The sequence below is a fragment of the Paenibacillus abyssi genome (assembly GCF_014640295.1).
GTDB lineage: Bacteria > Bacillota > Bacilli > Paenibacillales > Paenibacillaceae > Paenibacillus_D > Paenibacillus_D abyssi.
Genome location: NZ_BMGR01000005.1, coordinates 191,848 through 206,815, shown reverse-complemented (window position 1 = coordinate 206,815; position 14,968 = coordinate 191,848). Strand labels below are relative to the sequence as shown.

Sequence of the window (14,968 nt, the reverse complement as noted above, 5' to 3'; positions counted from 1 at the left end):
GGGAGGAATGACCGATGTTTAACGGGATTATTCTACCATTAATCACACCGTTCAAAACAAACGGTGAAGTGGATGAGCACACACTGCTTCAAATGGCGGACGGTGCGATTGAAGCGGGGGCTCACGGTATATTTCTATTGGGTTCCCAAGGCCAGGGACCGACGATGAGCTTAGAGGAGAGAACCAAGGCCACAGCCAAAGTTGTGGAGCATGTGAATGGCAAAGTGCCGGTCATCGTCCATGTCGGGACAACCGATCTGCGCAGCACTACCCGGTTAGCAGTGGAAGCGGAGGCTGCAGGAGTTGACGGTATTGCGGTGATTGCCCCTTATTACTACACGGACCATACGACAGCGGAGATCGACGCGCATTTCTTGGGGGTGGCCAAAGCCACATCACTGCCGATGGTCATGTACAATAACGCCAAATATTCCGGGGTCAACATCACGGTGGATTGGCTTGCCCGGCTGAACGAGCAAATTCCTACGCTGTGCGGGGTTAAACTGTCCTACGCCAGTCCCGAAATGATGCTGCAGTATGTGGAACGTCTGCCGGAGAGGGTAGCGGTCTATTCGGGCTCAACAATGTATTTGTTAACGACGGTGCCGTTTGGCGTTCGCGGAGCGATCAATCCCTTGGCCGTTCTATTCCCTGAGCTGGCGGTGTCCATGTGGAATGCAATTGAAGCTAAGAACTGGGAGCTTGCATTTCAGCTGCAGGATCGGGTCAATCGCGCTTCACTTGGCATTTCCAAGATCTTCAAGCAGTCGGGACGCTCCCTGTATAAAGAAGGTCTGCGTATGATGGGCTACAACGTTGAAGCCTTCCCCCGCTGGGAAGCGACGGACTTGTCCGAAGCGTCTCTTGCTGAACTTCGCACTATTATGGAAATCGTATCTGTGCGTGATTTATCAATGAAATGAATTAGGGGGGCGTTAACATGGAGTTTGAAAGAACAAAGAGCCGTGAACGTGAGCAGATGCCTAACAACATCTATGAAATGGCACTTAAATACCGCAAGGACTTTAATGACCGGCAGGTTTCAGGAAGACTCCTGGTAAAGGGCAAGGATGCGGAAGTCCAGTTGAGCCGTCAAGGCTATATTCAATATTTGCTGTCGGGCCTTTATTTCAAGGATACCGCTTTGCAAACCTGGCAGGTTTTTGTTCATGACATTAAGAAGCAAAGCGGGAAACACCGGCATCAAGGAGGGCTTGTGCTCTTTATACTTGAGGGCAGGGGCTGGTCTGTTGTCGACGGCATTCGTTATGACTGGGAGGAAGGCGACCTCGTTCCGCTTCCGCTGAAGCCCGGGGGGGTTGAGCACCAGCATTTTAACGGAGATCCGGAGAAGGGCTGCAAATGGATCGCTTTTATTAACTATCCTCTGTTTGACGAAGCGGCCAGCGAGCTTGTGCAGAGTGAGGTCAACGAAGATTTTAAAAAGATGTACGGCGATGTTCTTTAGGAGGGAGATGGAGGCATGAGCAGCAGAAAAGAAAAATTGGCGGCGCATAATTATTTTGAAGAGATCATGGAGCTTCGTGACAAGCAGCGTGAACAAAAGAAGGATGCCGACATTATCGTAAGGGTCAAGGATCTTCCCTTGGAGAACAATCGTCACGGCCTGATGCAGTGGTATCTGCACCCGAATATGGACGATACGCCGATCAACAGCGAGATCATTTATGTCCAGCACATTCCGCCGGGCAGCAAGAGCGGACGGCAGCATCATCCGGGAGGAAAGCTGTTATATTTCTGGCGGGGAAGGGGGCATACCGTCGTCGATGGAGAAAGCTACCCATGGGTAGCCGGTGACATATTGCAGCTTCCGCTGCGCAGAGACGGTGTAGTGTATCAGCATTTCAATGACAGTGATGAGGATACGGCGAAAATTATTGCGGTCGAAGCCAATTTTACGCAGACGCTTGGCGTGGATAAAGGCTCCGTATTTGAAGAGATTGAGAATTCTCCCGATTTCAGATAGCAGAATAATATTACGATGCAAGGAGGATCTGCAGCATGCTGAAAAGAATCAAAGCAACCGTTGACCGTGCGGTTTCAGAGCTTGCCACTACTTCCAAATGCCAAGTGACGATCGATCAAAATTTAATGGAACAAGCAGACCTGCAGATCGGTGATGTGGTGGCAATCGAAACCGGATTGGGGCGTCACACCTTAGGCAGAGTCGCAGAACCTCTTGAAAAAGACACCGGGAGCGGAATTATCCGTCTGGACCGGTTTCTCCGGCAATCGATCAAAGCAAGAATCAACGAAGATGTCCGTATCGAAAAGAAGGAGTTAGAGCCTGTCAGCAGGGTGATCTTATCGCCTCCCATTGATGTATCGCGGGCGCATCATCTTATTGAGCATCTGTCGGAGACGTTCAGCAAACATCAAACGCCAGTCATGGTCGGGTCGGTGTTATTCGCCACGTTTCATGATTCCAATGCCGGCATCATTTATAAGGTTGTTGAAGTCCACGGCGCTCCGCACACCCATACGGACGGAGACAAACATTCCCATTCGCACTCCCATTCCCATTCTCACACGCACACCCATACACACGCTGACATACAGGGCATCATCAATGAGAAAACGGTCATTGAAGTGGAATCCCCTGATGCGCGGACGGTGGAAGGGGCTTTCGACACCACCTTCGAAGACGTGGGAGGCTTGGGAGCGGAAATTAAGTTAGTGCGCGAATTAATTCAGCTGCCGCTTCAATTTCCTTATATGTACCGTCAGCTCGGCATCCAGGCTCCACGGGGGATTTTGCTTTACGGTCCCCCGGGCAGCGGCAAAACCCATTTTGCCCGGGCCATTGCCAATGAGCTGCAGGCGAAGTTTTATTATATCAACGGTCCGTCCGTTGTCGGCACGATGTACGGCGAGACCGAATCCAATCTTCGCAAGATCTTTAGTGAGGCCGCTCATCACGCGCCTTCGATTATTTTTATTGATGAGATTGATGCCATTGCACCGCGCCGTGATCAGCTTGGCTCACAAAGCGACATTCGTGCGGTGACCCAGCTTCTCTCGCTCATGGATGGTCTGTCCAAGGTCGACAGCGTTGTCGTGATCGGCACGACCAACCGCGTCGATGCCGTGGATAGCGCGATGCGGCGGCCGGGGCGATTTGACAGAGAGGTGATTATCGGGCCGCCGAACGCAGTCGGCAGACTGGAGATTTTGCAGATTCACACCCGGGAGATGCCTCTGAGTTCATCGGCTGTAGATTTCTTGCCGCAGGTTTCGAATGTGACGCACGGTTTTGTCGGTGCCGATCTCATGGAGCTGTGCCGTGAAGCGGGATTGAACTCCTTGCGGCGAAGCACCTCCAGCCTCAAACATCATCTTGAAGGGTTCCAATTAAAGCCGGAACAGATCACAGTGGAGCCGGAGGACTTCCAATTGGCGCTGACGAAGATTCGTCCCTCCGCCATTCGCGAAGCGCTTGTCTCCATACCGGACGTCCGCTGGAATGAGATCGGAGGTCTGGAGAGCGTCAAACGGGAGCTGCAGGATATGGTGCTGCGGCCGATGAAAGAACCGGAGCGTTATCAGCAGATGAACCTGACTCCGCCTCGCGGCATTTTATTATATGGCGCTCCGGGTACCGGAAAAACGTTATTGGCAAAAGCGCTGGCTAATGAGGCCGGGGTTAACTTCTTGGCCTTGGACGGCCCTGAGGTTTTCAGCAAGTGGCTCGGTGAATCCGAGGAAGCGATCCGCCATATTTTCCGGGTTGCCCGCCAGCTTGCGCCAAGTATTATCTTTTTCGACCAACTGGATGCCATTGTGCCCAAACGCGGTTTTGATTCCGGTTCCCGTACCACGGAAAGGGTAGTCAATCAAATTATGTCCGAGCTCGACGGCATCGAATCGATGGCCAACATCGTGGTTATCGGAGCCACCAACCGGATGGATTTGATCGATTCCTCGATCTTAAGACCAGGCCGTTTGGGGATGCAGATTCACGTTCCGCTTCCGGACTACAAAGACCGGATCGACATTTTGCAAGTGCTGTTGGCAACTATGCCGTTAAGCGGGGAGTTTTCCGCTCTTGCGATAAGCGAACAGATTGCGGGGCAAACCGATGGTTTTTCCGGAGCGGACCTGCAAGCGATATGTACCCAATCGAGGCTGCAGGCGATGCGGGATGCAAGGTTCCAAGAAGGCGTGAAATTAACCGCAGCGCATTTTACTGCCGCGATTACGAGAATTCATGAGCTCAAAAGACAAGAGAACGGAGTAAGCGTAAAAGCGTCGCAAACCATACATGTGTAAGAGAGGAGGTTTACAAAGTGGCTGAGAATATTCAAGTCAAGCCGACTGCAAACACTACAAACAGGTTAAAGAGAACGCGAACAAATGGTTTTAAAGCTTTTTACTTCAAGCGGGAGCGGGAGATTCTTGGCGGGGGGGCGATTTTTCTTTTCTTTGTCGTTTGGGAAATCCTCGGTGCAAGCGGTATATTTAATCCGATGTTTATCAGTTCCCCTTCCAGAGTATGGGCTGCCGGAGTCGCCTATGTCGAATCCGGATTAATATGGAATGATTTAAGAATCAGCGGGATCGAATTTTTCTCCGGCTACCTTTTAGCCCTGATCGTTGGGGTTCCTATCGGTTTATTGATGGGATGGTACTGGAGAGTACGCGCCATTCTCGATCCGTTTGTCTCGTTCTTTTACAGCACGCCTCGTATTGCCTTCCTTCCGGTATTGATTATATGGCTTGGTATCGGTATGGGGTCGAAAATCGCAATTATCTTTATGATGTCCGTGATCCCGTTTGTCGTCAATACGATGACCGGTGTCCGTACAATTGACCAAAACCTGGTCAAGGTCGCCCGCGCTTTTAATGCCAGCGATCTGCAAATTTTCCGGACGATCATTCTGCCTGGCGCCATTCCGTCTATTATTTCAGGGCTGCGCCTTGGTATCGGCTTGGGGCTGATCGGTATCGTTGTCGGAGAAATGTATGCGGCCAACGCAGGCATCGGATACCGGCTTATGGAGGCCGGAACTATGTTTCGAACGGATCTGCTTTTCGTGTGTGTTTTAATTATTGCCGGGATTGGGATCGCTGCATCAGAGCTGCTGGTGCGGGTGGAACGTATTTTTGACAAGTGGCGTCCCGATCGTTCGTAGTCCACAAACGGTAAACAAATACGCTGCCTTAAGGGAGGGATCATATGGCTCAGAATTCTTTAGCTTCGGCGGTAACCACAGAGCGAAGGTTGGATGCGGCGAAGAATAAGCTGATCGCAAATCGGGTGCAAATCGAGTACTTTGTCAAACGGACAGGGGAGTATCATCTTGCCGTAGAGGATATCACACTTACGATTGCAGAGAATGAGTTCGTATGTATTGTCGGGCCGAGCGGATGCGGAAAATCTACGTTTCTCAGTGCGGTAGCAGGTCTTCTGAAGCACAGTGGAGGCAATCTGAGTCTCGACGGCAAGCCGATCACGGGCCCCTGCAAAGATCTGTCGGTAGTATTTCAATCTGCTGCGCTTCTGCCATGGCGTACGATTATAAGAAATGTGACGTATGGCATTGAGCTTTGGGGCGTACCCAAAAAGGAAGCGCTGGAGCGGGCCAAAAAGATGATCAGTCTGGTCGGGCTGTCCGGCTATGAGCAGCGTTATCCCCATGAGTTATCAGGGGGCATGCAGCAGCGTGTCAATCTGGCGCGCGCGCTTGTCGCAGACCCGCAGCTGCTTCTGCTTGACGAGCCATTTGCTGCGCTCGACGCCCAAACCAGAGAGATGATGCAGCATGAGCTCTTGCGGATATGGCAGGAGAATAAGAAAACCGCGCTGTTCATTACCCATCAAATCAATGAAGCCATTTATTTGGCCGATCGGGTGGTGGTCCTCTCCAAGGGCCCCGGCCGCATCAAAGAAATCATTCCGATCGATTTTCCCCGGCCGCGCGACGAAACCATTAAACGCGATCCGAAATTTTTGGAGTACGAAGACCGGATCTGGGCATTGATTAAAGAGGAGTCAAATGAGTAGGCCCATTATAGGTTGAGGGGGATAGCGGGATGATTAGAAATAAGCGCTTTTATTTTTCGATGATCGTATTACTCTCTCTTTTGCTGTCAGCTTGCGGCCAGAAGGCGACTGTCACTGTCCGTAACGGGAATTCGGAAGACGGCAATACCTCTAATCAACAAAGCAAGGATGCTCCCAAGGAGCTCAAAAAGCTGACGATAAGCGTTCCCGCCAAAAGCTTGGCGTTTCTGCCCCTCTATATGGGGGTCGAAAAAGGGATGTATGCAGAAGAGGGCATCGATCTTTCGGTAAGCGTCTTGAAAGCAAGCGCCGCCGTAGCCGCTGCGATTAGCGGTGAAGTTCCTTATACGGGTTCTTTGGGCTCTACTTTTCGTTCGACCATCACCGGCGGATCCGGCCTGAAGGTAGTCATGGTGACCCTGGATAAGCTGGGCTTTAGCTTGTTTGCCGCTAAAGATATCGGCTCCATACAGGATCTCAAAGGCAAGGCTGTTATGGTAACGAATACGACGGGTTCCGACAACTATGTGTTGAAGAAGATGCTGGAGAAGGAAGGCCTTGACCCAAACACCTTTTTAAATGCCGTCAGCTCCTCAACAACCGCTAATAGCTATCAAGGTTTATTGGGAGGCGCATCCCAGGGCGCTGTGCTTTCACCCCCTTACAGCCAGATGGCTGAACAGGAAGGGTTTCCCCGTTTGAAAAACGCGATTGACGTTATCCAGCGCGGAAATGCAGGGATTTCCGTGACAACCGAATATCTGCAACAGAACGGGGAAGAAGTAGAAAAGATGATTCGGGCAACGTTAAAAAGCATGAAGTACATTAAGGAAAATGAGCAGGAAGTGATTTCTTTTATCAGTGAATTTTTCGAAATCGATCCGGAGCTGGCAAAAGGCGCGTACGCGGACACGGTTGTGCTGTTTTCCGATGACGGAACATTGGCGGAAGAGGTATTCATGGAGGAAATCAATGAGATTCTGAAGGAGACCAACAGCACGAGTAAAATAAAGGTTTCCGATGCGGTCGACTTTCGTATTGTGAAGAGTCTTGCACAGTAGTGTACCGGAAAAGCAATAAATAAACCTGGTTATGGAAGGTGACCTTATGAAAGCACGATCCTCGATCATCGTTGTGCTGCTGTTGATGGTTTTCTTATCTACAGCATGCGGTCAATCGACAGCACCCGTTTCCGGTGGTGAAAGCACTGCCCCTAAAGAAAGCACCGGCATTAAAGAAAGCGCTGCCAATGGGGCGGAAGCGAGTAAAGCCGCTTCTGCAGCACCGGAAAAGGCTGTAGACCTTAAAAAAATCAGTATCAGCGTTCCCGCGAAAAGTCTGGTGTTTCTGCCGCACTATATCGGTGTGGAAAAGGGGATATACAAAGAAGCCGGAATCGATCTCAATATTCAAGTATTAAAACCAAGCGCTGCCGTCGCCGCTTCCATCAGCGGAGAAGTTCCGTATACGGGGTCTTTGGGCTCTTCTCTCCGTTCGGTCGTTACCGGCGGGTCGGATTTGAAGGTGGTCATGGTGACGTTGGATAACCTGGCCTTCAGCTTGTTCGGCGCAAAGGATATAAAGTCCGAACAAGATCTTACAGGCAAGACGGTCATGGTTACTAATTCCGGCGCTACAGATCATTACGCCTTAAAAATGATTCTCCAAAACGCCGGCATGGACCCGATTAAATCGGTGAATATCGTCAGTTCCTCCACAACAGCGAACAGCTACCAATCGTTAGTTCAAGGTGCGGCCCAAGGTGCGATCCTGTCTCCGCCTTACAGTCAAATGGCGGAACAAGAAGGATATCCCCGTCTGAAAAATTCGATTGACGTGCTTAAGCGCGGGAATGCGGGCGTCTCCGTTGACGGCAAATATCTGGAAAACAACAAGGAAGAAGTAACCAGCATGCTTCAAGCCACTTTAGAGAGCATGAAGTACATTGTTGAAAACCGTGAAGAAACGATCGCCTTCATTGAAACGTTCTGGGAGTTGAAGCCGGAGCTTGCCGAGGGAGCCTACGAGGATATCGTTATTTTGATTTCAAAAGACGGCACGATGGAAGAAGAAGTCTTTGCGGAGGAAATACAAGAGGTGACTGCGGAGACGGGCACCGAATTTAAAGGTGAAGTTACGGATGCCGTCGATTTCACCATTGTGAAAAGTTTAAGTAAATAAACGGATTCGAGTGGCCGGGATGAAACAGCCAAGGAGGGTGAACAGGATATGAGGAACGCTCATCATGAATTGCCGTTGTCGGATCCTTTAAAGGAAATACGGGAAACGTTGTTTTATCCGATGCTGATCGGTGGACAGTGGGTCGAGAGCAGATCGGGACAGTGGATGGATGTATACCATCCTGCAGACGGTGAACTGTTGGCGAAAGTTCCGGCCGCGACCGCCGAGGATGTGAATGAAGCCGTTCAAGCGGCGGGTAGAGCGTTAAAAACCTGGAAGCATACACCTCCCGTGCAGCGCGGCCGGCTGCTGCTTAAGCTGGCCGATCTGCTGGAAGAAAATATCGAGTATCTGGCCGCTATCGACGCCATCGACAGCGGTAACCCGGTATCCGCGATGAAAACGGACATTGTGGCGGCCGCCAGGCAAATCCGCTACTTCGCCGGTTTAGTGCTGGAGATGAAAGGGGATACGCTGCCCTTCAGCGGTGCGATGCTGCACAGTACACATCGCGAACCGTATGGCGTTGTCGCCCGGATTATCCCATTTAACCATCCCATCATGTTTGCCGCCGGCAAGATTGCCGCTCCTTTGGCGGCCGGAAATACGGTGGTTTTGAAGCCCGCAGACCAAACGCCGATCTCACCTTTGATCTTCGGAAAGCTGGCTAACCAGATATTGCCCCCGGGCGTCTTGAACATCATCACCGGCGACGGCCGGAATGCGGGTGATGCTCTGGTACGCCATCCGGAAATAAAACGAATCGCTTTCACGGGGGGGTTCACAACCGGAAGGAAAGTGCTGCAGACCGCTGCTGAGGGCATGAAGGTTGTGTCCTTGGAGCTCGGCGGAAAAAATCCGATGTTGGTGTTCCCGGATGCGGATCTGGGCGAAGTCGTGAAATCAGCGGTGAAAGGCATGAATTTCGATGTTTCGCAAGGACAGTCGTGCGGGTCGACATCGAAGATTTTTGTGCATGAATCGATGGTTGCGGATTTTGTAAGCAAGCTTGCAGAAGAAGTGGCGAACATAAAAATAGGCATGCCCAGCGAACCTGGCTGTCAGATGGGAGCTTTAATCTCAGAGGCCCATTTACAGCGGGTCGACGGATTTGTGAAGCGGGCTGTCGCTGAAGGCGCGCGTGTGGTGACCGGCGGATGCAGGGAGGAGAAGGCTCCGTTTGATAAAGGATACTTTTATCTGCCTACGGTGCTGGATCAGGTGACTCCGGAGATGGAAATTGCGGTCGAGGAAGTATTCGGGCCTGTGATCGCGGTGATTCCCTGGTCGGATGAAGAGGAGGTTCTGCGGCTTGCCAATGACAGCGAATACGGCTTGACAGCCAGCATATGGACGAACGACATTCGGCGCGCATACCGTATAGCTACCCGTTTGGAGACGGGTTACATTTGGATCAACGACAGCTCCTCCCGCTTTATCGGCACACCTTTCGGAGGTTACAAGCAGAGCGGGATCGGCGTTGAAAACAGCATCGAGGAAATGCTCAGCTATACGCAAATCAAAACGATCAATGTCTCTTTATAGGACAGAGAGAAGCGGATCTATGGGTGTATTCTTATCCTTTGTCACAGCAGTGTTATTCGCGCTTTGCAATATTTACAACCGGAAAGCATCGAGAGGAATTACGGGCCTGCAGGCGATTGTGCTTACCGTGACCTTGAATTTCGTATTCTTTTTTCCGCTTGGCATCATGACAAAATATGTACAGGGTACGCCATGGCCTAATTTTTCAACAATTCTGCTATTTATGCTTGTGGGTGTTTTAGGCACATTTTTAGGGCGATGGGGTCTATTTAACTCTATCGCTTTAATTGGGCCTTCCCGGGCAAGTCTGATTAAAAACTCCGCCCCCTTATTTACGATTGTGCTGGCATTTCTCTTTTTCTATCAGCTGCCTACCTTATTTTCTTTTATCGGCGTTTGTACCATTGTCGCGGGAATCTGGCTTTCTGGATGGAGAAAGGAGGAGATCCCGAATTCTACGCCTGAAACGGAAACATTACTTCGTAACCGCCGTTGGTATAAAGGGATTATCCTGGGAGTGGCCGCAGCGCTCTTGTTTGCGACAGCCGATATTGTCCGCGCAGTTTCCATCCTGCATTATACCGATATGATCGTGGCCACGGGATTTTCCACTTTAGGCGCCTGGCTGGCTATGTTAGTGTTTTTAACGTTTAGGGGAGAGCTCATTGCAAGACACCGGAGTCACTACAAATCACTGGATAAAAATTTGGTGCTGGCTTCCTGTTATGCGGGGGCGGCCCAGTTGACCAATTTCTACGCGCTAAAAATGTTATTTGTACCTTACGTAAGCGCTCTGGTTGCTACAGCTCCAATCTGGACGGCCGTGTTAAGCTATCTGATGCTGCGGGATGATGAGAAGTTTGGCGCCGTATTTTGGATGAGTCTGGGACTGATTACAGGCGGAGCATGTTTGATTATCGGTTTTAAATAATGCCTGACGATGTTGTCGGAATCGTTGGCACGGATATTTATCGAACGATTAAGTTTTCTTAATGTGCTGGAAAAGGAAATCCTAGCCGTAATGACGAATTGAAAGCGTGTTCAAAAATTCCTGATGGAGAGGGGTGCAATCTGATGTCAAATAAAAATGGGTTCGGCAAACTAGTCGTTATTCTCAGTCTATTGCTTGTGATTACGGCGTGCGGTTCGAGCGCGATGACAAATCCGGAGCCCAAGGCTTCCGTTGCGGTTCAAGAGGAAGTGGAGAGCGGGGAAACAGAGGAAGCCGGTGATTGGGACGATATCGTCGCAGCGGCAAAAAAAGAGGGCAGGCTGGTGATGTCCGGTGATCCGAGCGAAGTATGGAGGAAATCGCTGGTCGATTTGTTCCAGCAGGAATATCCGGAAATTAAAGTCGAGTATACAGGCGCTAACGGGCGTGATTTTTGGCCTAAAGTCAGGAAGGAGCGCGAGCTTGGGCAATACCTGTGGGATGTAAGAGCCGGCGGGGTGGAATTGCAAGGTTACCAGGCGAAAAACGACGGTTTCTTGGAGCCGATCCTTCCGGTGCTGCTGCCTGAAATTGCCGATGACAGTAAGTGGATCGGCGGATTAAACGGTTTGTTTCATGACAAAGAAAAAAAATTCATGCCCTCCTATACGGTATACCTATCACCGACTGTATTTGTGAATCGCGACTTTATTCCAGAATCTGAGCTTCAATCTTCGGAACAACTGCTTGATCCAAAATTCAAAAATAAGATCGTTATGCAGACGCCTACGGGAGGCGCTTCGTTTAGTTCATTTGGCAATCTCGGTTTTATGTACGGAGAGCAGTTTGTACATGACCTGTTGTCCATGCAGGAAGTGGTTGTTACGGATGACAAACGCCAGCAGGCGGAGTGGGTCGTGCGCGGCAAGTATCCGATCGCGATCGGCTTTAATGATACCCAGCTGGTACCATTCGTCAAGCAGGGTCTTGGTAAAAATGTAACGGCGCTGGAAGACAAAGTTATGCCGGCGGCATCAGGACTGGGCGGCCTCTATTTATTAAAGGATGCACCGCATCCGAATGCGGCAAAGCTGTATATTAACTGGCTGCTGTCTAAAGAGACCCAAATCAAAGTCACCCAGAATGTGCTGCTTAACAGCAGACGTGCAGATGTCCCTCCGGTTTCCAAGAACCTGGCAATCGATCCGGCCCATTTATCTAATTATCGTTTTTATTCGACGGAGGAAAATGTGGAGATATCCGGGAGTCTCCTGCCGGTGATCAAGGATGCTATGCAGTAGAAATAAAAATTTAATCAAGAACGATAAGGGAGTAATGGCAGATGTCGAATGTAGAATATAACGATCTTCGCGAATTTATTGAGCTTTGCAGACAACACGGTGAGTTAAAAGAGATCAATGGAGCGGACTGGAACCTGGAAGTCGGTGCCTTGACAGAAGCCACGGCTGAATTGATTAATGACCCTCCGATGCTTTTGTTTGATCAGATCAAAGGTTATCCGGCCGGTTTCAGGACATTATCTCTGCCGATTGCTTCCCATAAACGGGCAGCATTGGCGCTGGGGCTTTCATTGAACAAGACGAAACTCGAGAATGTCCGGTTAGGAGCAAAAAAAATCAAAGAGGCAAAGTCGATTCCGCCGGTGGAGGTGGAGTACGGGCCGGTGATGGAAAATGTGCTTACAGGCAATGAAGTTGACCTTTTTCGTTTTCCGGCTCCGATCTACCATTCCTCTGATGGCGGGCGTTACATCGGTACCGGCGATTCGTTGATTAACCGGGATCCCGTTACAGGTTATGTGAATATGGGCACCTACCGGATGCAGCTGCACGAGCGAAACCTGCTTGGTCTATGGATGAGTCCGGGTCAGCAGGCCCGTCAGATCTGTCAGCAATACTGGGATCAGGGGAAAAGCTGTCCGGTTGTCGCTACTTTTGGCATCGATCCGCTATCCTTTATGGCATCACACACCAAACGGCCATTCGGCAGCTCCGAATTTGATTTTATCGGCGGCCTTCGCGGCAGGCCGTTGGAAGTCATTAAGGGACCGATTACCGGGCTGCCTATACCCGCCCATGCCGAGATTGCCATTGAAGGCGAAGTGCCGCCTCCCACAGAGGAATCCCGCGAAGAAGGGCCGTTTGGGGAATGGCCGGGCTATTATTCCGGTGGAACACTTGGTACCGGTGAGCTTCAGCCCGTCATTCGTGTCAAAGCTGTTTATTATCGCGACAACCCCATTATTTTAAGCGAAGCCCCATTATGGCCGGGCGCATCCAAACGCGCGCTTCCGCTCCATGCGGGTTTATTATGGGATCAGCTTGAGAGCGCGGGTATCCAGGATATTTCCGGTGTGTTCTTCCATACGGACTATATGGTTGTGGTGTCCATCAAGCAGCGATATGCTGGACATGCAAAGCAAACGGCAATGGCTGTCCTCGGTTGTGCAGCCTCTGCGCGCAATGGACGTTATGTCGTTATTGTGGATGAGGACATAGATCCTACCAATATGAAGGAAGTGTTGTGGGCGATGAAAACCCGCGTAGATCCGGCCACGGACATCGATACATTCGATGGTGCCTGGAGTACACCTCTAGATCCGCGCATGCCTCCGGAAAAACGCGAATCAGGCGATTATACCAACAGCCGTGCGGTATTCTATGCCGTCCGCCCCTTTGCATGGCGGAATAAGTTTCCGAAGTCCAGCCGTACTGAGCGTGAGCTGCTTGAAGAAATTGTGCGGAAATACCAATCCGTTTTACCTTTTCCGAATGTGTAAAGGAGGAGGACAGGGCAATGTCCGAGGTTTCATATAACGACTTGCGGGAATATATTGACGCTTGCAAAGCGATAGATGATTGGCGAGAGATCCGGGATGCTGACTGGAAAGAAGAGATCGGCGCTCTTACCGAAGCGGCGGCAGAGCTTATCCCTGATCCTCCCATGCTTATGTTTGACAAAATCAAGGATTACCCGGAAGGAATGCGGGTGGTCAGCCTGCTGCTCGCGTCCCCCAAAAGAGCCGCTCTTTCACTCGGCCTTCCTTTGGATAAAAGCAAGCTGGAGCTTGTCCGGCTGGCAGCAAGGAAAATCAAAGAAGTGAAAGCGATTCCACCCATGGAGGTGCCGCATGGTCCGGTCATGGAAAATGTGATGACCGGAGAAGATGTGGATATCCTGCGTTTTCCGGTGCCTCTCTACCACAAATTGGACGGCGGCCGGTATATCGGCACAGGCGATTCTGTGATCAATCGCGATCCGGAATCGGGATATGTGAATATGGGGACTTACCGTATTCAGGTTCATGAACGGAATCTGCTTGGCTTATGGATGAGTCCCGGCCAGCAGGGACGTCAGATCTGCCAGAAATACTGGGATCAGGGAAAAAGCTGTCCGATTGCCGCTACGTTCGGAGGCGATCCGTTAACCTTTATGGCGTCACACAGCAGGCGGCCTTGGGGAACATCCGAACTGGAATTCGTGGGCGGCCTTCGCGGCAGACCTCTTGAGGTGATTAAAGGACCGATTACCGGACTGCCGATACCGGCATATGCGGAAATTGCCATCGAGGGGGAAGTGCCGCCTCCCGGCATCGAATCCCATCCCGAAGGGCCTTTCGGCGAATGGCCCGGTTATTATTCCGGGGGGACGGCGGGCACGGGAGAATTGCAGCCGGTCATTCGGATTAAAGCCATCTATCACCGCAATCATCCGATTATTTTGAGTGAAGCGCCATTATGGCCCGGAGCGCCTAAATATGGACTGCCGATTGGTTCAGGGGTGCTGTGGGATCAGTTGGAGGGCGCGGGCATTCAGGATATCACCGGGGTTTATAACCATGACCGTTATTTCATCGTGATTGCGATCCGCCAGCGCTACGCCGGCCATGCCAAGCAGGCGGGTCTGGCCGCCCTTGGCTGCGCTGAAGCGGCCCGGCATGGCAGATATATTGTGATCGTGGACGAAGATATCGATCCCTCGAGTATGAAAGAAGTGCTCTGGGCGATGACAACCCGTGTAGATCCGGCGACCGATATCGAGATCGTTGACGGCTGTTTAAGCACACCGATCGATCCCGTTATGCCGCCTGAAAAACGGGAGTCCCGCGATCATACAAGCAGCCGTGCCATCTTTTATGCAGTCCGCCCGTTTGCCTGGAGGGACAAATTCCCCAAGTCCAGCCGGACGGAAAAGGCGTTGCTGCGGGAAGTCAAAGAGAAGTATAAGTCTGTTCTTTCATTTCCGTCTTCGTAAATGTTATGGAT

At 51.0% G+C, this 14,968-nt stretch carries 13 protein-coding genes; all 13 read left to right on the top strand.

Going from position 1 to position 14,968, the window contains the following annotated elements; genetic code table 11:
* Window positions 1-14 precede the first annotated feature (14 nt).
* The 13 genes from IEW11_RS09465 (at window position 15) to IEW11_RS09405 (ending at window position 14,957) form a co-directional block, all read left to right on the top strand.
* Entirely contained in the window at window positions 15-923 is a 909-nt protein-coding gene (locus IEW11_RS09465; protein ID WP_188530816.1) for a dihydrodipicolinate synthase family protein, read from the top strand.
* 17 nt (window positions 924-940) lie between these two features.
* Window positions 941-1,468, top strand: coding sequence for a cupin domain-containing protein (locus IEW11_RS09460; RefSeq protein ID WP_188530815.1), 528 nt, complete (start codon window positions 941-943; stop codon window positions 1,466-1,468).
* A 15-nt stretch (window positions 1,469-1,483) separates the two neighbouring features.
* Window positions 1,484-1,987, top strand: coding sequence for a cupin domain-containing protein (locus tag IEW11_RS09455; RefSeq protein ID WP_188530814.1), 504 nt, complete (start codon window positions 1,484-1,486; stop codon window positions 1,985-1,987).
* Between the two features lie 35 nt (window positions 1,988-2,022).
* Window positions 2,023-4,290, top strand: a complete 2,268-nt coding sequence (locus IEW11_RS09450; protein WP_188530813.1) for an AAA family ATPase — start codon at window positions 2,023-2,025, stop codon at window positions 4,288-4,290.
* Window positions 4,291-4,307: 17 nt separating this feature from the next.
* Window positions 4,308-5,153 (top strand): ABC transporter permease, encoded by an 846-nt coding sequence (locus IEW11_RS09445; RefSeq protein WP_188530812.1) that lies wholly within the window; start codon window positions 4,308-4,310, stop codon window positions 5,151-5,153.
* A gap of 44 nt (window positions 5,154-5,197) precedes the next feature.
* Window positions 5,198-6,025, top strand: coding sequence for an ABC transporter ATP-binding protein (locus tag IEW11_RS09440; protein WP_188530811.1), 828 nt, complete (start codon window positions 5,198-5,200; stop codon window positions 6,023-6,025).
* A gap of 29 nt (window positions 6,026-6,054) precedes the next feature.
* Complete coding sequence (locus IEW11_RS09435) at window positions 6,055-7,086, top strand: ABC transporter substrate-binding protein (RefSeq protein WP_188530810.1); 1,032 nt, start codon at window positions 6,055-6,057, stop codon at window positions 7,084-7,086.
* Between the two features lie 46 nt (window positions 7,087-7,132).
* On the top strand, window positions 7,133-8,206 hold the full coding sequence (locus tag IEW11_RS09430) for an ABC transporter substrate-binding protein (RefSeq protein WP_188530809.1): 1,074 nt from the start codon (window positions 7,133-7,135) through the stop codon (window positions 8,204-8,206).
* Window positions 8,207-8,254: 48 nt separating this feature from the next.
* The gene (locus IEW11_RS09425; RefSeq protein WP_188530808.1) at window positions 8,255-9,751 is read left to right on the top strand and encodes an aldehyde dehydrogenase family protein; all 1,497 of its coding nucleotides are present in this window, start codon (window positions 8,255-8,257) and stop codon (window positions 9,749-9,751) included.
* A gap of 19 nt (window positions 9,752-9,770) precedes the next feature.
* A complete protein-coding gene (locus IEW11_RS09420) occupies window positions 9,771-10,682 on the top strand; it encodes a DMT family transporter (RefSeq protein ID WP_188530807.1) in 912 nt (303 codons plus the stop codon).
* A 143-nt stretch (window positions 10,683-10,825) separates the two neighbouring features.
* Window positions 10,826-11,983, top strand: a complete 1,158-nt coding sequence (locus IEW11_RS09415; RefSeq protein WP_188530806.1) for an ABC transporter substrate-binding protein — start codon at window positions 10,826-10,828, stop codon at window positions 11,981-11,983.
* A gap of 41 nt (window positions 11,984-12,024) precedes the next feature.
* Window positions 12,025-13,482, top strand: coding sequence for a UbiD family decarboxylase (locus tag IEW11_RS09410; protein ID WP_188530805.1), 1,458 nt, complete (start codon window positions 12,025-12,027; stop codon window positions 13,480-13,482).
* A 17-nt stretch (window positions 13,483-13,499) separates the two neighbouring features.
* Window positions 13,500-14,957 carry a UbiD family decarboxylase gene (locus tag IEW11_RS09405; RefSeq protein WP_188530804.1) on the top strand — a complete coding sequence of 486 codons (1,458 nt, stop codon included), beginning with the start codon at window positions 13,500-13,502 and terminating at the stop codon, window positions 14,955-14,957.
* Window positions 14,958-14,968 lie beyond the last annotated feature (11 nt).